Annotated in this window: 14 protein-coding genes; 3 read left to right on the top strand and 11 right to left on the bottom strand. The window is 69.2% G+C overall.

All coding sequences use genetic code 11. The annotated features are described in order from the left end of the window. On the bottom strand, window positions 1–4,745 hold a 4,745-nt coding region (locus AAW14_RS28635), incomplete at its 3' end, for a non-ribosomal peptide synthetase (RefSeq protein ID WP_265566903.1). Between the two features lie 426 nt (window positions 4,746–5,171). Between AAW14_RS28635 and AAW14_RS28630 the strand changes: the two genes are divergently transcribed. Next, complete coding sequence (locus AAW14_RS28630) at window positions 5,172–6,374, top strand: cytochrome P450 (RefSeq protein ID WP_265566901.1); 1,203 nt, start codon at window positions 5,172–5,174, stop codon at window positions 6,372–6,374. Window positions 6,375–6,718: 344 nt separating this feature from the next. On the opposite strand, the gene AAW14_RS28620 is transcribed toward AAW14_RS28630, so the two are convergent. From AAW14_RS28620 to AAW14_RS28585, 8 genes are all read right to left on the bottom strand, one after another. Next, window positions 6,719–6,994 carry an acyl carrier protein gene (locus tag AAW14_RS28620; protein WP_265566899.1) on the bottom strand — a complete coding sequence of 92 codons (276 nt, stop codon included), beginning with the start codon at window positions 6,992–6,994 and terminating at the stop codon, window positions 6,719–6,721. A 33-nt stretch (window positions 6,995–7,027) separates the two neighbouring features. Then, window positions 7,028–8,770, bottom strand: a complete 1,743-nt coding sequence (locus AAW14_RS28615; RefSeq protein WP_265566897.1) for an acyl-CoA dehydrogenase — start codon at window positions 8,768–8,770, stop codon at window positions 7,028–7,030. Further along, window positions 8,767–10,455 carry an acyl-CoA dehydrogenase family protein gene (locus tag AAW14_RS28610; protein ID WP_265566895.1) on the bottom strand — a complete coding sequence of 563 codons (1,689 nt, stop codon included), beginning with the start codon at window positions 10,453–10,455 and terminating at the stop codon, window positions 8,767–8,769. The genes AAW14_RS28615 and AAW14_RS28610 overlap by 4 nt, the downstream gene beginning before the upstream one ends. After that, entirely contained in the window at window positions 10,452–12,200 is a 1,749-nt protein-coding gene (locus AAW14_RS28605; RefSeq protein ID WP_265566893.1) for a fatty acyl-AMP ligase, read from the bottom strand. The genes AAW14_RS28610 and AAW14_RS28605 overlap by 4 nt, the downstream gene beginning before the upstream one ends. Further along, window positions 12,197–12,358 carry a hypothetical protein gene (locus AAW14_RS28600; RefSeq protein ID WP_265566891.1) on the bottom strand — a complete coding sequence of 54 codons (162 nt, stop codon included), beginning with the start codon at window positions 12,356–12,358 and terminating at the stop codon, window positions 12,197–12,199. Before AAW14_RS28600 ends, AAW14_RS28605 begins: the two co-directional genes overlap by 4 nt. A gap of 346 nt (window positions 12,359–12,704) precedes the next feature. Beyond that, on the bottom strand, window positions 12,705–14,024 hold the full coding sequence (locus tag AAW14_RS28595; RefSeq protein WP_265566889.1) for a LuxR C-terminal-related transcriptional regulator: 1,320 nt from the start codon (window positions 14,022–14,024) through the stop codon (window positions 12,705–12,707). A gap of 43 nt (window positions 14,025–14,067) precedes the next feature. After that, entirely contained in the window at window positions 14,068–14,982 is a 915-nt protein-coding gene (locus AAW14_RS28590; RefSeq protein ID WP_322741135.1) for a TauD/TfdA family dioxygenase, read from the bottom strand. 752 nt (window positions 14,983–15,734) lie between these two features. Next, window positions 15,735–15,983, bottom strand: coding sequence for a hypothetical protein (locus AAW14_RS28585; RefSeq protein WP_265566887.1), 249 nt, complete (start codon window positions 15,981–15,983; stop codon window positions 15,735–15,737). Between the two features lie 9 nt (window positions 15,984–15,992). Here AAW14_RS28585 and AAW14_RS28580 point away from each other — a divergent pair, with 9 nt between their 5' ends. Continuing rightward, the gene (locus AAW14_RS28580; RefSeq protein WP_265566885.1) at window positions 15,993–16,379 is read left to right on the top strand and encodes a regulator component; all 387 of its coding nucleotides are present in this window, start codon (window positions 15,993–15,995) and stop codon (window positions 16,377–16,379) included. Beyond that, entirely contained in the window at window positions 16,366–17,526 is a 1,161-nt protein-coding gene (locus tag AAW14_RS28575; protein WP_265566884.1) for an MAB_1171c family putative transporter, read from the top strand. The genes AAW14_RS28580 and AAW14_RS28575 overlap by 14 nt, the downstream gene beginning before the upstream one ends. A 77-nt stretch (window positions 17,527–17,603) precedes the next feature. Here the strand turns inward: AAW14_RS28575 and AAW14_RS28570 are convergent, their stop codons facing one another. Further along, complete coding sequence (locus AAW14_RS28570; protein ID WP_265566883.1) at window positions 17,604–18,425, bottom strand: SDR family NAD(P)-dependent oxidoreductase; 822 nt, start codon at window positions 18,423–18,425, stop codon at window positions 17,604–17,606. 299 nt (window positions 18,426–18,724) lie between these two features. Further along, window positions 18,725–18,937, bottom strand: coding sequence for a DUF5988 family protein (locus AAW14_RS28565; protein WP_265566881.1), 213 nt, complete (start codon window positions 18,935–18,937; stop codon window positions 18,725–18,727). Between the last annotated feature and the right edge of the window lie 8 nt (window positions 18,938–18,945).

The raw sequence follows: 18,945 nt of genomic DNA, 5'->3' as shown, positions 1-18,945 counted from the left end.
ACCCGACGCCGCTCGGCCCCGTCCAGCACCTCAACCGCGCCCAAAGCGATCTCGGGGCCACCCGCCGCTGCCCGCTCCAGCGCGGCGAGCAGGTTTCTCATCACCGTGCACAGCAGTGTGCCGACCAGCTGCGGGTCCACCGGGCGAGCCGCATCGACGGTCAGACGCATGCCCTCGTCGTCGTCATCGAGATTCACCGCCAGCGGGTAGTTGGTCTGCTCCCGGTAGGACCGCAGCTCGACGCCGTCGAAGAGAGCACCGCTCTTGCTGACGGAGCGGTCGTTGTGCCGGTAGTTGAACATGGAGGCGAACAGGGGGCTGTCGCCCTCCACACCACTGGCGTTCTGCGCCACGGCGAGCGGCGCGTGCTCGTGCTCGAGCAACGCGGCGAGCTGGCTCCGCACCGCACCCACGGCGGCCAGCACACCCAGCTGCCCCGTCTTCACGCGCACCGGCAGCAGGTTCATGAAGGGGCCGAGCACCCGATCCGCATCGGCATCGGCGTTCATTCGGCCGAACAGCACCGTGCCGAAGACCACGTCGTCGTGGCCGCTCACCGCCGCAAGCACCCGGGCCCACGCCACGTGCATCAGCGTCGCGGGGCTGGCGCCGACCTTCCGGGAGACCCTGCGGAGCCGGCGCTCGAGGTCCGGAGCGATCCGCACTTCGGACTCGACGGTGTCCATCCCCGGCTCACGCGTGTCCAGCAGCCCGAACGGCGCAGTCGGCTCGGTCACGTCCCCCAGCAGATCGGCGAAGAACCGCTCATGTTCTCCGCCGTCGAGGCCCGCTCGGGTCTGGACCACCACATCGCGGAACGGCAGCGGCTGCGGCAGTTCGGTGCCGCGCCCCAGCATGATGGCCCGTATCTCGGCGAGCAGCACCTCGACCGTGGTGTGGTCCTGCACCAGGTGGTGAAGCCTCAGCAGCGCGAGTCGGCGGCCGTCCGCGACCGAGGCCACATGGAGGCTCAGCAGCGGGGCCCGCGTGATGTCCATCCTCCGGCCCACGATCGCCGGCAGCTCGGCCACCGGGTCCGCGGCCTGCGGGTCGAGGGTCACCTCGGTCACCGGCAGCTGGGCGTGCCGCCAGACCACCTGGACCGGCTCGGGCAGACCCTCCCACACGATCGCCGTGCGGAAGATGTCGTGCCGGTCCAGCACTTGCTGCAGGGCACCGGCGAAGGCGTCCAGCCGTTCCCTGGAGTCGAACTCCATCACGGCCGAGGCCAGATAGGTGTCGTCGTTGCCTTCGGCCAGCAGGTGGTGGAAGAGCAGGCCCTCCTGCAGCGGGGCCAGCGGGTAGACGTCGGCGATGTTGGCGGCACCGCCCTCCACCGAGGCCACCACCCGCGCGACCTCGTCGGCCGACAGGTCGACCAGGGGCAGCATCTCCGGGGTGATCTCACGGGCATCCGCGGGGATCAGGTTCGCCGGTACGGCGACCTTGCTCGCGCCCACGGAGAGTGCGAGGCCGGCCGGGGTCGGGGACTCGAAGAAAGCCCGCACCGACACCGACACGCCAAGCTTGCGTATCGCCCCCACCAGGCGGATCGCCATCAGCGACTGGCCACCGAGCTGGAAGAAGTTGTCGTCCACACCGACGCGCTCCAGGCCCAGGACCTCTGCGAAGGCGGCGCACAGGATCTCCTCGCGCGCGTTCGCCGGGCCGCGCCCGGTCCCTGCCCAGGTACCGAATTCCGGGGCTGGCAGCGCCTTGCGGTCCAGCTTGCCGCTCATGGCCAGCGGCAGCCCGTCCAGCACCACGACGGCGGCGGGGACCATGTGCTCGGGCAGCCTGTCGGCCGCGAACACCCGGACCTCCTCCGCCAGGTCATCGACCACGCCGTCGACCACCACATACCCGACCAGCTGGATGTCGCCAGGTGTGTCCTCGCGGGCGATCACCGCAGCCTGCGCGACCTGCGGGTGCGCGGCCAGGACGGCCTCGACCTCGCCCGGCTCGATCCGGAACCCACGGACCTTCACCTGCTCATCCGCACGCCCCAGATACTCCAACTGCCCATCCCGACTCCACCGCGCCACATCGCCCGTGCGATACATCCGCACCCCCGGCTCGAAGGGGTTCGCCACGAACCGCTCCGCCGTCAGACCAGGGCGACGCACATAACCCCGCGCCACCTGCACCCCCGCGACATACAGCTCACCCCCCACGCCCGGCGCCACCGGCCGCAAGAACTCATCCAGAACATACAGACGCATGTTCGCCACCGGACGCCCAATCGGCACCCGATCACCCACCACCTCCTGCCCCGCCCGCACCTCGAACACACAGCACCCGACCACCGCCTCGGTCGGACCGTACTCATTGACCACCACCGACCCACAAGCACGCTCCAACCACGCCCGCACCACCGAACCCGGCAACGCCTCACCCCCCACCACCCACGTCCCCGCCGCATCAATGATCTGACTGCCAGCCAGCATCTGCGACAACAAAGGCAGATGCGCCGGAACCACCTTCACCAGACCGAAACCACCGCGATCACCCAGCAGCTCCGCCAAACCCTCCGCACCACCCGCCCGGCTCACCACCACCGGAGCACCCGACACCAACGGCACCACCACACTGGTCACCGTCAAGTCGAACGCCAACGACGAATGCAACGGCGCACCACCGCCCCCACCGTACGCACCCACAGCCCACCCGACGTAGTTCGCCAGACCCGCATGCGTGACCGCAACCCCCTTCGGCCGCCCCGTCGACCCCGACGTATACATCACATACGCCAGACCCTCCCCGGACACCCGCACCAAAGGAGCCACCGCAGGCAACACCGACAACTGCGCCGCCAGCGACGCACTGTCCAGCGCCACTGCACGGGCCGCGCCGGCCAGTTGCCCGGCGAGCGCCGCACTTTCCGTCAGCGTCACAGCCGCGCCGCTGTCGGCCAGCATGTAGGCGATGCGCTCCACCGGGTACTCCGGGTCGATCGGCAGATACCCCGCCCCCGCCTTCCAGACCGCCACAACAGCCACCACCATCTCCACACCACGCGGCAGACACACCCCCACCAGCGACTCCGCACCCACCCCCTGCGCCACCAGATACTGCGCAAGACGATTCGCCCGCACATCCAACTCCCCGAACGACACCTCCACACCATCCACGACCACCGCCACCGCATCCGGAGTCCGGGCAACCTGCGCCTCGAACAACTCCGGCACCAGCCCCGACCCGAAATCGGCCTCGGTGTCGTTCCACTCGACGAGCACCCGCCGGCGTTCAACCGCGTCCAGCAGGTGGGACCTGCTGACCAGTTCGTCGGGCTCGACGGACACGAGCCAGTTCGCCATGGCGAGGAAGCGGCGGCAGACCTCGTCACCTGACGGAAGGTCAGGAGCGTCGGCGTTCACGTCAACGGCGACCTTCATGCCGGACCGGTCGTAGACGTCGATCCGGGTGCTGTCGACCGGCCCGCTGGACAGGTTGTGCGCGGTCACAGCGCAGTCACCGAACGGCAGCTCGTAGATATCGAAGGACATCACGTTGATGAGCAGGTCCCAGAGGTCGCCCTCACCGAGCATCGCGTCGTGGAGCATCTCCTCGTACCGGTACCGCTGATGGCGCAGGCCCTCCAGCACCGCCCGGGTCGTCCTTCGCACGAGGTCCGCAACAGAGGTGTCCGGGGCGATCGTCACCCGGATCGGGAGAACATTGTTGGTCATGAACGGAATCGCGAGATCCCGCGTTCCTGCACGGCCGCTCACCGGAACACCCACGACCACGTCCCGCTGTCCGGTGAGATGGTGCTGGTAGAGAGCCGCAGCGCTGATCATCAGACCGGCAAAGTTGGTCCCCAGCCCGCGAGCCGCCGCCTTCAGGCTTGCCCCGATTGAACCGTCCACGCTCTCGACGAACCGGACGGGAGCTCGCTGGGCCCGCCCCGCGTAGCTGCTGCCGAGGCCTTCCGCCTCCGGGAGGCCTGCCAGGACACCACGCCAGTACTCGCGATCCGCTTCGTAGTCCGCAGAAGCCCGGTACTTGCGTTCCGCGTCCATCAGTACGGTGCTGGACGGCAGGGCGCCCTCTTCCACCGAACCGCCCTGCAGGAGGGTGTTGTAGATCTGCGCCAGGCGGCCGACCACCAGCCCCGCGCTGCGGCCGTCCAGGATCACGTGGTAGGCCCGCTGGTACCAGAAGGTGAGGCGTGGACCGGCCGTGAATATCTTTATGGTGTAGAGAGGCCGTTCGGCCGCCCCCTTCGACCGCCGCAGATCGTCCCACATGAGGCTCTCGGCCGCCGCGTGCGGATCGGCCTCGGAGCTCACATCGAGGACCTCGACCGGGTAGTCGTTCACGTCATGGAAGTACTGCCGCGGCTGCCCGTCGAACTCGCGGATCCGCAGCCGAGCGGCGTCCGCCTCCTCGATCAGGCGCTCCGAGGCCTTAACCAGGAGGCCCAGATCCAACTCGCCGCCGATCTCCAGGTACTCGGCACCGTTGAAGCACGGGTTCTCGGGCGCAAGCTGATGGCTGTACCAGATCGCGAGCTGACCGGCCATCAGCTCCCGAAGTTCACCCTCAGTCGTAGCCATTCCCGCGCACTCCATTCGGTTCGACTCATCGGCTGGAACAGCACGGGCAGCCGCCGCCGAGGCATGCCGCACAACTGCCCAGCTCTCCTTGCACACCGCTGTAACTTGATATTGCGGACTTCGAGAGCCCGCGCACAGCGCAGGCAACAGCGCAAACCTCAGGCAGGGCGCCGGTTCGACCGGCATCCTGGGATGCAGTCATAAGGCAGACCAGCCGGGCCTGAATATTCACCTATTTCGATGGAACGGTAATAAGAGCCATTGCTGCGGCGGACGCCCTGGCCCCGCACACGCTTCCCCGGCACGCAGTCTGCACCGCCCGATACGTGATCCACTATGGCTCAGAGACGCCGCTGCGATCAATGAGCTGCAGCTGTCCGAGGCCGTCCCCCCTCCCCTGCCAGCCGGGACGCCGCGCACCGTTCAACTGCGCCGCGGCGGCGGTTGAACGCCGCCGGGATCTCCCATGTCAACGCTGCCGACGGGCCATGCGGCGGGGACTCTCACGCCGATGTCATCCCGCGTCCCGCAGGCGGACGACATTCCGCTAACTCCCGGCCGCGTGCATGATATTTCGGGTCTAGAATTCCAACGAACCTGTGAGGCATTCGCATGCACAATGAGCCGGTCGAACCGCCCCCGCCGATCAATCTGGTGGATCCCGGACTCTACTCGCACGGCGATCCGTTTGTGCAGTGGCGCTGGCTCCGTGCCAATGAACCGGTGTACTGGCACCCCCCGACGGAACTTCCCGGCTTCTGGGCCCTGACCAGATACGAGGACGTGCGCACCGCCTACCGAGACGCGGGAAATTTCAGCTCGGCCCAGGGCATTCTGCTTCGGCCGGCCGACCATGGAGCCGACCCCGGCGGTGGCCGCACCCTGGCGCTGACCGATCCACCGCGCCACCGTCAGCTGCGTGGGCTGGTGGACGAGTGGTTCGCCGTGCGCTCGGTCCGTGCGCTCGAGGAAGAGATGGCGGGAATCACCAAGGGCATAGTCGACAAGGCGCTTGAGCAAGGGAGTTGTGACTTCGTGGCCGATGTCGCCGCCCGTGTTCCGCTGTATGTGATCTGCAAGATGATGGGGGTTCCGGAGTCCGACTGGGAGTACCTCTACGACCTGACCAGCCAGGCCTTCGCGGCCGGCGACCCGCTCACCCGCCGGTTCGCCCACCTGAACATCCTCGGGTATTTCGAGACGCTCCAGGCCGAGAAGGCGACGCACCCGGACGACGACCTGGTGAGTGTGCTGGCGACGGCTGACATCGACGGTGAGCGACTCAGCCCCGACGACGTGATCCTGAACTGCGACAACCTGCTGGTCGGCGGCACCGAGAACACGCGGATCGCGGCTGCCGGGGGCATGCTCGCCTTCCTCGACCACCCCGATCAGTGGCAGCAGTTGGTGGAGGACCCGGCTCTGCTGCCCTCCGCTGTCGAGGAGGTCCTGCGCTGGACGTCCACTGCCACGCACATCATGAGGACCGCCGTGCGCACGACCGAGATCCACGGCAAGAAGATCGAGGTGGGTGACCGGGTCGTCTTCTGGCTGCCGTCGGCCAACCGCGACGAGACGGTCTTCGACACGCCCGACACCTTCACCATCTCGCGCAAACCCAACCGGCACCTGGCCCTGGGCTTCGGCGAGCACTTCTGTCTCGGCAGCGTGCTGGCCCGGGTCGAGTTGCGACTGCTCTACGGCGAGCTGCTCGACCGGTCCGTGCGGATCGAGCTCGACGGCGTACCCAAACTGCTGGACTCGATCGTCGTGAACGGCCCTGAACGGCTGCCCGTCAGGCTGGCTCTTGCCTGACAGCCCCGACCGGTGTGGATGACGGGTCGCGGCCAGAACGGGCGCCCCGTCATCGTCCGTGCGCTTCGGCGGGATCGTCTGGGGCGGGCCACCGCGCACGTTCCGCTGCCGCTCGTACGCCTGACTTCCAATCTCTTGTCGCCCTGTGAGGGCGCGTCATGCCGATCGTGACGCACTGATCGCGCTCGGCGCGCATGCCGTCGGTGAGCGGCGCCGGGCCGGGAGCCCGACCGTGGCGCCAGGAAGTGTGGTCGACTGCCTCACGCCGGTCGGGCCGGCCGCGACTTGGCATCGCGCAGCAGCCGCCCGACCAGCGTCGGCTTGCCGTCGTCCGCCGAGTCCGCCTAGCGGCCGGCGAGCAGTGGGGTCAGGGCGTCCGCGAGCGGGCCGATGGCCGGGTGGTCCCACAGGAGAGTGGGCTCCACCTCGATGCCGTAACGGTCCTCGATGTCAGCACACAGGCTGAGTACGTACACCGAGTCGAGGCCGTACTCGGACAGCGGCAGATCGGTGTCGATGTCCTCGGCCGGACGTCGGACGTACTCGGCCACGCAGCCGCGCAGCCATTCGCGGAGCTCTTCGGCATCGGCCGTGTCTGGGCGGTCGGTGATGTCGGACATGGCAGCCTCCGTTGGGTGCTGGGTCGGGTGGGCTCAGGCGCCCGTGGGTCGGCAAGCGTGGTCGAAAGTGAGGCCGGCGTCGTGACGCCGGAGGAGTTCCGTGCAGAGGACGCCGGTGAGCGGTTCCGGGAGCGGGTCGTGGTGGCGGCCGGTGTGGGCGCCCAGCCGGTGCAGGGCGGCGAGCACCCAGGCGGGGTCGTTCCCCAAGCCTTGTCCGCCGCTCGGCCGTTCCCACCACAGTCCCAGGCAGGCCGCGGCGGCGTGCACCCCGGCCCAACGGGTCGTCAGGTCGAATGCATGGGGCGGTGCTCCGGGACCCAGCTGGTCGGGTGTGAGACAAGCCGCCGCGGCGGCCAGCGACCGCACCTCGGCGGCGTACTCCGATGCCCGCGCCGCAATCGCCTCGTCCTCTCCGGTGCGCCGGTCAGCGCCCTGGAGCAGCGAGCGGGAGAGCGGGTCACGACCGCCCGCGGTCAACGCGAGGGAGCCGAAGTCCAGCGGCGGCAGCGGCTCCGCGGGCCGAAAGGTCGCGGTGGGCAGCACTGGCCCGTCGTCCGCGCTCCAGGTCCGCCGTGCGGTCAGGGGCAGCTGCGGAAGCAGCGCGGACTGGCAGGAGACGCGGGAGGCGTGGCCGAATGCCGAGGGCAGCACGTCGCGCTGCAGCTTCTGGAACAGCGGCTGCTCCCCGGCGCGGAGGTAGAACTGCGAGCCGAGCAGCTCGGAGAGCCGGTGGACCGCTGCCATCAGCAGGGCGGGGACAAGGAGTTTGACCGCCGAGGCGTACACGGTGCACTGCCCGGTTGCGGTGTGGGCCGCGCGGGCGGCCACGGTGATGAACGCGTCCGCGAGCAGCAGGTCGGCGAACGCCTCGGCGAGCACGGTCCGGGAGAGGGACAGGTCGGCGGCGGTACAGCCGTACAGACGGCGTCCGAGGGCCCCGCGCAAGGCAGTGCGCAGCGCGGTGTCGAGGAGGCCGACGCTCATGCCGGGCAGCGCGATCCGGGTGAGCTGGAAGGAGCGCTGGGCCGTCTCCAGGCCATGGCCGGAGGTCCCGACCACGGCGTCGGCGGGGACGGGGCAGTCGGTGAACTCGATTCCGCCAAGAGGCACGCCGCGCATCCCGACCGTGCCGAAGCGGGGCAGGCGGGTGACGGATCCCGGCGGCAGCCGATCGGGCTCCAGCAGGAGCTGGGAGTGGCTGCGGCTGCCGGGAGCGCCGTTCGTGCGGGCGAAGAGCACCATGGCTCCGGCCCGGTCGAGGTTGGCCACCACTTCCTTGCGGCCGTTGATGCGCAGCCGTCCGTCCGGTCCGGGCAGGGCGGTCAGCTCGGCCCGCGCGAAGTCGTTGCCATGGGCCAGCTCGTGGTAGGCGCAGGCCACCCGGCCTTCGGAGAGCAGGTGAGCGGCGAGCCATGTCCGTTGCTCGGTGCTGCCCGAAGTCCAGACGTTGACGGCGGCCATGAAGGATCCCGCGCCGTAGCCGAGGCCCAGACAGGGATCGCGCCGGTAGACCGCGCGCATCACGCCGATGAGCTCCTGCGGGCCGGTGAATCGGCCGCCCAGGGCCTGGGGGACGAAGTGGGCGTTCAGCCCGAAGGCGTCCAGCAGGTCTTCGCCGGCCGACAGCATGGTGCCGTGGGTGTCGGCGGCCAGTACCGCGTCTCGGCCGACCGGACTGGCCGGGTCGCCTGCGTCGCCGAAGAGCGCCTCCAGCCGGTCGATTGCGTCCGTGTGTGGCGCGGTGGATGCGCTGTCGGCGGGGTCGACGAGAGTCATCGGACCGGTTCCTCCACGGGTCGCGCGAGTGGCGGGACGAGGGGCTCGTAGGCGTCGGACGGCGGCCGGTGGCCGGGCACCAGCAGCTCCATGCACCGCTCCAGGGCCGCGGTCAGTGCCACGGCGCTCTCCGTCCCGCCGGGTGCGACGAGCAGGTGGAGGGCGGCGGCGCCGGCGAAGCACGCCTCGAATCGCCGGGCCACCGCGAACGCCGCCGCGGGTGCGTTCCTGGCGGACGGCGGCAGCTCCGCCATGTCCCGCGCGAGCGCCACCGTCTGCTCGGAGAGCAGGACGGCCAGTGCCGCCGCGCGCGGCGGCACGGAACCCGCTCCCGCCAGGGCGGCGATCCGCGCGGCTGCCTCCGGCACCGCCTGGACGACGCTGCAGCCCGTGCGGCTCACCAGACGCAGGGCCGCAGGCTCCAGTTCCGGCAGCGGGGTCTCGCCGGTGGTCGCGGCGAGTCCGGCGGCGTCGTAGGTGCCGGTTCGGATGAGCTTGGCCAGGAGCGGGAATTGGGAAATGAGCAGCGAGCGGTTCACCGCCGTGCTGCCGTCGAAGACCGCCACGATCCGGTGGTCGCGTTCGAGCTTCTGGAACATGCCGTCGGCGTGATGTGCCGTCAGAAATCCTCGCGCTCCGAGCAGTTCGGCGAGGTCGTCGATGGTCTGCTGGACGATCCACGGCACTCCCGCCTTGACGGCCGCCGACACGGCGCTCATCTCCCCGGTAAGTCCGTGAGCGCAGCGTGCACCCAGCAGCGCCGCGGCATCCGCCAGGGCCAAGGACGCAGCGGCTCGGCCCAGCACTCGCCGGGCCAGCGGCAGGAGCAGCAGCCGGGTGTCGTAAAGGGCACGCTCGGCGGCGAACTCGTGCGCCAGGCGCAGCGCGTGCTCGCCGGCTCCCAGGGACAGCGCGGCGCACACGGTGCGGGTCAGCTGCAGCGCGCGCAGAACGGTCCCCAGTCCGTCACCGACCTTTCCGATCAGCGCATCGGCCGGGATCGGCGCGTCAGACAGGCGCAGCCCACTGATGTCTGCGCCGCGTATGCCGTGCGTCGGCTCCTTGGGCAGCGGCTGCCACGTCCCCTCCGCAAGTGTGGACTTGTCGACCAGGAACAGACTGAACCCGCGCGGACCGCCGGCCGGATCGGTGCGTGCCAGGACGGAGATGAGCCGTCCCCGGGTGGCGTTGTTGATCGGCCACTTCTCGCCCGTGAGCCGCCACTCCCTGTCCGGTCCGCGGACGGCGGTCAGGCTCCCGGCAAGCAGATCGCTGCCTATTCCCCGCTCGGTCAGACCCCACGCAACCACCGCATTCTCGTCGAGCAGGAGCCGGGCCAGGGCGCGCTGCTGCTGCTCCGTCCCGGCGACCCACGTCGACACGGCGCCAAGGAAGGTCTTGCCGTGCGCCACGGCGACCGTCACATCGCGGCGGGCCACCTCGCGCAGCGCATGCAGCAGTTCGGGCAGGCCGCCCGGTACTCCGCCGAGCCGCGCGGGGACGTAGGCGCGGGGCAGTCCACAGGCGTCCAGCAAGGCGCATTCCTGCTCGGGGAATGCCTCCGCGGCGTCCAGGGCCGCGCTGCGGCTCACGCCGAACGGGCCTCCCGTCGCGGCCGCCGCGGTCATGGCGTCGGCCAGCACTGCGGGGAGACCGGCGGGCCACTCGGGCACGACTGCGGTCATCCGGCCGCTCCCGCCTTCGTCGCCCGCACCGCGGGCGCCATCTCGGCGTACAGCGGGGCGAGGGCTCCCTCCAGGAACAGGCCGCGCATCTCGGCGCGCTGCACCTTCCCGCTCGTGGTCTTGCGGACCGTGCCGGGCCGCAGCAGCACGATGCCCGCGGTGTGCACTCCGAACTCCTGGTGCACGGTGGCACGCATACCGATGGCGAGTTCGCGCAGCTGCTCCTGGCTGAAGCGGCCCCGCACCTCGTGCACCACCACCACTTCCTCCTGCGGGACGGGGACGGTGAACGCCGTGCCGGCCAAGGCAGCCAGCGGTGCGTGCCGCAGCCGCAGTTCGTGTTCGATGTCGTGCGGGTACAGATTGCGGCCGTGCACGATGAGCAGGTCCTTGGTGCGGCCGGTGACGTAGAGCTCCCCGTCGAGCAGCACACCGAGGTCGCCCGTGCGCAGGTAGGGCCCGTCGCCGTCGGCGGTGCGGGCCTGGAAGGTCTCCTCGGTCGCATCCGGACGGCCCCAGTAGCCGGCCGCCACGCTTGGCCCGCGCAGCCAGATCTCACCGGTCGTACCGTCGGGCAGCACCCTCCGGCCCTCCGCGTCGACGATGCGCACGTCGAAGTCGGGCACGTCGCCGCAGCCGACCAGCTCGCGCACGGGACCGGCCGTATCAGGGTCCTGGACGAGGTGCTTCTCCAGCGCCTGCGGATCGACTGCCCGGATTCGGGGCGGCCGGGTGGAGCGGCCGGAGATGAACACGGTCGCTTCGGCCATGCCGTAGCACGGCGCAAGTTGCTCGGCCCGGAAGCCGGTCGGGGCGAAGCGCTGCGCGAACTCCCGCAGCGTGCTGGCCTGGATCGGCTCGGAGCCGTTGGCGGCGTATTGCCAGCGCGACAGGTCGAGTCCGGAAATCTGCGCGTCGGTGACCCGGCGCAGGCACAGGTCGTAGGCGAAGTTGGGCGCTGCGGAGAAGCCGATGTCGTACCGGTCGATCAGCGCGAGCCAATGGTGCGGACGCTTGAGGAACGCCATCGGCGACATCAGTGTGCAGTTGCTGCCCAGGAAGAGGCCGGGCAGCAGCTGCCCCATCAGGCCCATGTCGTGGTACAGGGGAATCCAGCCACCGAAGTTGGTCTCCTCGGTGAGGCCGAGGGCACCCCGCAGACTGTCCGCGTTGTGCAGCAGGTTGGCGTGGTTGACCATGACGCCCTTGGGGTCGCCGGTCGACCCGGAGGTGTACTGCAGCAGCGCCAGGTCCTCTGCCGTGGCTCCGGGACGGCGCCAGTTCACGCCGTCGCCGAAGTCGGGGGCGTCGCTGGCGGCGGCGGGCAGCTCGAGTCCGGTGTCGGCGATCCACTGCCGTGCCTCGGCCAACTGGCCCGTGTCGGTGAGCGCCACGCTCACGCTCGCGTCGCGGGCGATCTTTGTCACGCGGCGCTGCTGGTACTGGAACTGGCCTGGCATCGGTGAAGGCACCGCGGCGACGCCGGCGTAGAGGCACCCGAGGAACGCGGTGACAAACGGCAGGCCGGCCGGATGCAGCAGCAGCGCCCGGTCACCGGGCGCACAGCGTTCCTGCAGCCAGGAGGCGACGCGGCGCGCCTCCGCGTCCAGTTCCGCATAGGTCAGGCTCTGCGCGCCGTCAGGTGCCTCGTGGTCGTGGACGAACGTGACGGCGGTCCGGTCGGCCCGCTCGTCGGCGTGGCGGCGCAACAGATGGAGCACGCTGGGCTCGAGAGTCAGGTTCACAGGGCTCTCCTCTCCGCGCGGGCGGGCGAGAAGCGCGTGCCCGCGAACCTGTGGTGGCAGCGGCCCGCCGGGTCCTGGTCCAACCGCCGTGAGGCGATGTCCGAAACGGTCGGCGTGGCCTGGAGGTTGATGAACTCGAAGTCGGGGCGGCGGCCCATGCGATCACGGCGGTCGGCTTCGCGTACCGGTCTCGGTGACCCGGGCGGCGCAGCGGAAAACGGCACCGGGCGAGCAGAGAGAAAACCCGGCGGCACAGCTCGGTTTTCACGGGGTATTCCGCCGCCGGAACATGAGGGAGTTCCCGCGGAATACCGCACGCCGGTGCCGCTGTCCGACCGGGCAGCGGTCAGCGGCAGACTGAATCCAGATTGCGTACGACGCACAGCTGTTCCCCCATGATTTGCCGCAAGGAAGCGTACGGCACCTTGCACTCACCTTCCAGATTGCCTGTCCCAGGGCACGGTATCCACTACTCGTTCGAGTAGCCGTTCGCGCGCTCCCTGCCTATTTCGCATCGGCGGCTCTGCTTTCCCGGATGGGCTCGACGGCCGTGGTCGTCTGCTCGGGGCGCCACACGTGGAGGTAGGTTCCCACCATTTCGACACGAGAGGAGACCCGGAGCTTTCTGAAAATCTTCCGCAGATGGAAGTTGACTGTATGCGGAGAAATATCCATGCTGGAAGCGATCTGGCGGTTCGTCAGGCCGCGCACGACCTGCTCGGCGATGGTGCGTTCCGCCGGGCTCAGCAGGGAGTTGGACGCGCCCGCCGGAACGGGCACGGCGAAAAGGCCGCTGGGTGCGACGCCGAATCGCGCCATCAGGCGACTGCGCGCGGCCGGTGAAAGGAGCCAGGTCGCGGCCTCCCGCACCAGCGAGTGGTGGAAGCCGAGTCGGCCACGGTCGATGCGCAGCACACCCGCCTCCACGACCTCCCGGACCGCGCGCAGCAGCAGGAGCACGTCCTGCTCCGGAATCCGCGTCAACTCGCTCGTCCGCATGGGGTTCGGCTGTGCCGCCGCCACCATTGCCAGGGCGCGCGCCCCGCCCGAGAGGCGAGGATCCTCGCGCAGCAGCGCGGTGAGCACACGCCGCGGCAGCGGCCCGGCACCCCACCCGGCGACGCCCTGCCGGACGGTGCAGCCACCCCAGGCGATCAACTCGTTCAGCAGGGCCCTGAGCAGTCCGGGATGCCCTCCGCAGGCTTCGAGCAGACCGCCCAGACCGGCATCCGGCGTGCCCCCGAGAGCCTCGGCGGCCATCGCTGTGACGTCGCGCCCGCCGAGCGGCCCGAGGGTCAGCCGAACGGCACCGATGTTCCGAGCGCCTTCCAGCGGACTGCTCCGGGAGGGCGGGGTGGGGCCGGAAAGCAGCCAGAGCACTGGACGCCGGGTACGTGCCGGCGGGGCGGCGAGCAGGAATCCGACGTCCGGGTCCTCCCAGTCGACGTCGTCCAGGGCGATGAGCACGGGGCCGGTGGAGTCGCTATCCGGGGCGTTGAGTTCGGCCTCGACGGCGGCTTCGAAGGCCTCTTGGGGCCACCCTCCGATTTCGGGATGTCCCCGCGGCCTGCGAGGAATCCCGGCGAATCTGGCGGCACCGGCGGCGAGTGCCCCGGCCAGCAGCAACGGGCGGTGGCCATTCGACGGCCCCGTGACGACGCGGATTCCCCGCTTCTCGGCATCGGACACGACATGTCCGACCAGGGAGCTCTTGCCTGATCCGCGAACCCCGTCGACCAGCAGGAATCCACTCTCTCCGCGCTGGACATCCGAAAATTGCCGCTGCACCGCCCGCAGTTCATTGCGGCGACCAAACAGGTTCACGTCTCTCCCAGTTCCGCAATGCAGCACGCGATTCGTCCCCGCGCTAGAATTCCGGGTGGAAGGGCTCGGCCATGGCGACTGCTATCTTGCGCGGGCCGGTGAAGGGTTCCCGGCCGTGAGAGGTCAGCATGTTGTCGATGACAAGGACATCGTGCTCGCGGTAGTCGAAGCGCACGGTCTCGGCCCGATAGCATTCGCGCACGTGCTCGATGACATCGTCGGGAATGGTGCCACCGTCCCCGAAGTAGGTGTTCGTCGGCAGATCCGGCTCGTCGAACATCTCGAGCAGCCCGTCGCGGATCACCGCGTCCAGCGTGGTCACGTGGAAGAAGGCGGCATGGTTGAACCAGACCTGCTCGCTCGATACGGGATGGCGGTGGACGGCCTGCCTGACCGCCGTCGTCCGCAGGGCATCGTTCGGCAGCCACTTCGCTTCGATGTCGTTCTCCGCGCAGTACGCCTCCACGGCGGCGCGGTCATCGCTGTTGAACACGTGCTGCCAGGTCAGCCCGATTCCGGGGTGGAAGTTGCGCACGACGCGCCAGCCTCGTCGGATGAACTCCTCGCGTACCGAGCTGTCGAGCCTGGCCAGCACCTCGCGGGTGCCGGCAAGAGATGTCGCTCCGAGCGTCAGCGGTGGCTGCACGCAGTAGAAGTACAGCGCCATGGGCCAGGACTGCTGGTAGGAGTTCTCGTTGTGCAGGAAGATCTCTTCGTTCGGCGGGTAGTCCGTGGAGGTGTACACCTGCCCCTGGATCGCACTGCGCGGCGAAGAGCGTTCGGTATACGTGAGCGGGTCCCCCGACAGCTCGCGGACCACGGAGTCGAAGGCGGTCACGTCGGGGACGGAGAATCCGCGCAGGAGCAGGGCGCCGTGCTCGAGCAGGGAGGCCCGCACGGTGCGGCGCTGGGCTTTCACCCGCTCGGCGAGACTCTCACCCCCCTCCGACTCGATCACGAGTGGAAATGCTGCTCGCTGGCTCATGCGTCGGGTGTTCCCTTCCGAAGCGATACGCGACTCGCTGGTGTGGGCGTCATGCGGGTGCCGGGGCGACGGGGCGCGCGGTGCCGGCGCGTCGGCGTGATCGAGCCGACCACGACTCGACTCCCCGGGAGTGTGCCGCAGCAGCCGGACAGGCTGCCACCCTTCTCTGCGCGATCAACTGCGGCATCCGCGGCGGTTGAACGCTGATACCGGCCATTCGAACTGCACCGCCCCATGGCCGGTACCCCGCCGCCCGCAGGGCGTTCAGGCGTCGGTACTCTCGACAAATTTGCCGATGCCGCACACCTTGTTCCAGGTCGCCCTGTACCCGGTGACAGGACTCGCATGTCCCGAACCCTGTGGGAATTGGCGACGCGTGACCCGATGTCGCCGAGGAAGCGGTACGACCGCTGCGGGACGCGTCGGCGGTACGGGGAAGTTGCCTCCGGGAGGCGGCATGCGCCAGTCGATCCGCGGACACCCCAACTGCTCTCCTTCGGCCTGATCACAGACCCCAAGGGGTCAGCCGCCGGAGAACCGGAGAACAGTTTGAGCCAAAGGCTAGCCGGAGTCGAGTCGGCCTGGTTCGGAGTGGCGGATGGCTGACTAGGCTTTGGGCGACGTTCTGTCCGCTGGAGTCAGCAAGCGGCGGTTCCTCTACCCGGGGTTGGAGCAGTGACTGGTAGCTGTAGTGCCAATGGCGGCACGAGAGGTCCGTCTCCCGATCACCTTCGCGTTCCGGCAGAGCGTTCCAGGAGGCTCGACGCCTTGCTCGCTCTCGCGAGCACCATGTCGGATGAACCCGGCAAAGGGTACACCGCGGCTGGTCCCGCCGACAGGAACAGCGAGTGAGGAGAACCGGCGAATACGTCGAGTTGCAGCGCAGATGCACAACCATCCTGCGTGATCTCGGTGTGCAGCGGTCTCTTTCCTTCGAAGCGGTCCGCGACCGGGTCGAGGAACTCAGAGGTCACCCTCTCATTGTGAAGGAGCTGCCCGAGCAGGCCGCGGAGAGCGGGGTGTGCGGGCTCTGGCTGGCCACCGACGATGCCGACTACGTCTTCTACGAAGCCCGTACCGCGCCCCTGCACAGGGAGCACATCATCCTCCACGAGATCGGTCACCTGCTGTGTGACCACCACCGGGGCCTCACCGCCGAGGCCGACGACCTGGCCGGTCAACTGCTCACCGACCCCCAGCCCCATGTCGTCAAGCGCCTCATGGCCCGCACCAGTTACACGACCAACGAGGAACAAGAAGCCGAGATGATCGCCAGCCTGATACAGAGCGCCGGGAAACCCGGCCGCTTGACCGGCCCCCTGGGACGGCTCGGAGTCTTCCTGGGAGTGACGGTCGATGGCGGTGAGTGAGCTGGCGAACGACGTCGGGCTGTGCGGCGTCTTCACCCTGTGGATCGCCCTCGTCTGGCGGGCCGGTCCCGCGCTGCGCGTGCCCCATCAGCGGGGGCTGTGGCTCACGGTCCTTGCCGCGACCATCGCCATCACCCTTTTCCAGCCCAAGGTCGTCGAGTGGTGCACGAACGTCGGCAGCACTGCACACACGGTCTCGCTGACCCGCAACCTGATCGGCGTCCTGAGCGCCGGACTGGTCCTTGTGTTCATCGTCGACTCCACCCGTACGCATCGCCTGCGTGTCGCCGCGGTGGTGGGGATGGTTGCGGCGATGGGCTCGCTATTCGCCCTGGACCAGCTCGGAGTTGACCAATCGGCCTCGACGATTTCTCCTCAGGGGCCTGCCGATCCGTCATCCCTGTACTGGCTGATCCTCGTCGTCGCCCATCTGATCGGTGACTCCGTCGCCCTCGTCGTCTGCTGGCTGTACAGCCTGCGCACGGACGACCGCGATCTCGTATGGTCTCTGCGGCTGTTCGCGGTGGGAAGCGTCCTGGCCATTGCCTTCTGGTCCGGTTATCTCTTCCACCTTTTCTTCCGCGCACCCGGCATGCTCCCCTACCTGTCACTGATCATCAGCATCCACGGTTTGTTCCGTGCGGCGTCACTGCTGGTACCCACCGCAACCGCCTGCGCCCGGGCGCTGACGGCCCTGCGGACCACCTGGCAGCTGTGGCCGCTGTGGCGCGATCTTGTGGTTGCGGTACCGCAGGTGGCCCTCGCCAGACCGCAGCGGACTCGGGTCCAGGAGGTGCTGCGCCCGCACTGCCCCTTGGCGCTGCAGGCGCACCGGCAGACCATCGAGACGTATGACGCACTCCTGGATCTGCAGCGATACGTCCAGCCGGACACGTACGAGAAGGCACATCAGCACGCCTGGGACACAGGTCTACGAGGCGACCGCCTCACGGCAGGTGCGCTCGCCGCCGCCCTGGGCCAAGCCCGGCACGCCAAGCTCAGCGGCGAACCGCCGTCCACCCCGTGCCCGCTGCCCGGTGTGGATCGCAGCAGCCGGGCGACGCTCCTCGCGATCGCCCGGATGTGGCCCTCCATGACCGACGCACTCCCTGCTACGACCGGCGCGCTGCGGCCTCAGCGACCCTGACCCGCGGTACGCACTCGCGGTACGCGGCCGCAGCAGACCGGAACGCAGCAGGTGCGGCACCCATGCACCGGTGAGTATCAGACTTCCGCGCCCTCGCGTGGAGCGATGTGGAAGTCGAACGCGAGTGTCCCGGGATCGAGGGCCGTCGCCCCACCGTCCAGGGTGAGCACTGCACCGTTGACATAGGATGCTGCCGGAGAGAGCAACCAGCTGATCGCCTCGGCGATTTCACGCGGGTCGCCAGGCCGCCCCATGGGCAGCAGCCTGGTTGCCTCCTGGTAGGCGGACTCGACGCTGCTGTCCTTCAGGTCCGCCTCCTGGGCAAAACGCGCCATGCGCCGGTCGGCCATCTCGGTCCTCACCCAGCTGGGACACACGATGTTCGCGCGCACCCCCTGACGCCCGTAATCGACGGCGACGGAGCGGCAAAGCTGCAGCAGGGCGGCCTTGGACGCGGCGTACGGTGCGTTGCTCGCGCCGTTGCGCAGTGCGGAGACGGACGCGACGGCAACCACCGATCCGCGCGCCTCGAGCAGGTGCGGGATCGCCGCGCGCAGGAGCAGCAGCGGACCGGTGACATTGGTGCGCATGACGTTGTCCCAGTCCTCCAACGACATGTCCCCGACCGTTCCGCCGCGCCCGATGCCCGCGTTGAGCACAAGACCGTCGAGTCGCCCATGAGCAGCGAGGGCCGTGCGGACGAGACCGTCGGCGGCGTCGGGGTCGCCCACATCGGACGGATACGCCAGCGCCCCGGTCTCCTGTTCGAGGAGCCGCAACGGTTCGGCGCGCCGACCCGAGACGATCACGTGGTGACCGTTCTCGCGCAGCAGCCGGGTGGTGGCTGCCCCGATACCCGAACCTCCGCCGGTCACGATGACAACTCGCTCGTTCGTCACTGTTGTTCAGCCTTCTGTTCCGAGATCACACAAACGGATCCGATCGTAGATGGGGCCATGAGCCGGGCGCGCCGCCGACGACGATGTTGAGCCAGCGTGGCTGACTCGCCCGGTGACAAGCGGGTTCCAGGATGTGCGCCGCTGTCCGGCCATGTTCCGGTCAGGTGATGCAGGACGCAACCACGCCCAGGGTGCCGTGCGGTCCCAGGGCCACCGCGTTGCCCGGGGCGATCGCTCGCTCGGTGTGCACGGAGCCGACGAGCCGGCCGAGAGAGGCGAAGAGGAAGCCGACCTCGTTGCTATTCGGCCACGTAGGTGCGGCACACCCACTCGAACACACGGAGCTCCAGGCCGTCGTGGCGGGTGTGCTTGGCGTCGGTCGGCTCGTAGTGCTCATACCGGTTCGCGAGGTGGAGCTTGAAAGTGTCGGCGATGTTCGCCACGTACCGAACCCTCTCCTGGTCCGGAACTCCGGCACCGCCGCGCAGAATCGCATTGGGTGTGATCGACATGGAGGATT

Origin of the sequence: Streptomyces hygroscopicus (genome assembly GCF_026168105.1) — a bacterium.
GTDB classification, from domain to species: domain Bacteria; phylum Actinomycetota; class Actinomycetes; order Streptomycetales; family Streptomycetaceae; genus Streptomyces; species Streptomyces hygroscopicus_D.
This window is presented reverse-complemented; position numbering and strand designations above follow the sequence as displayed.

Coding starts and splice junctions, on each gene's coding strand:
- AAW14_RS28630 (WP_265566901.1), top strand. CDS start 5,172: ATGCACAATGAGCCGGTCGAACCGCCCCCGCCGATCAATCTGGTGGAT.
- AAW14_RS28620 (WP_265566899.1), bottom strand. CDS start 6,994: ATGTCCGACATCACCGACCGCCCAGACACGGCCGATGCCGAAGAGCTC.
- AAW14_RS28615 (WP_265566897.1), bottom strand. CDS start 8,770: ATGACTCTCGTCGACCCCGCCGACAGCGCATCCACCGCGCCACACACG.
- AAW14_RS28610 (WP_265566895.1), bottom strand. CDS start 10,455: ATGACCGCAGTCGTGCCCGAGTGGCCCGCCGGTCTCCCCGCAGTGCTG.
- AAW14_RS28600 (WP_265566891.1), bottom strand. CDS start 12,358: ATGGGCCGCCGCCCCGACTTCGAGTTCATCAACCTCCAGGCCACGCCG.
- AAW14_RS28575 (WP_265566884.1), top strand. CDS start 16,366: ATGGCGGTGAGTGAGCTGGCGAACGACGTCGGGCTGTGCGGCGTCTTC.
- AAW14_RS28565 (WP_265566881.1), bottom strand. CDS start 18,937: ATGTCGATCACACCCAATGCGATTCTGCGCGGCGGTGCCGGAGTTCCG.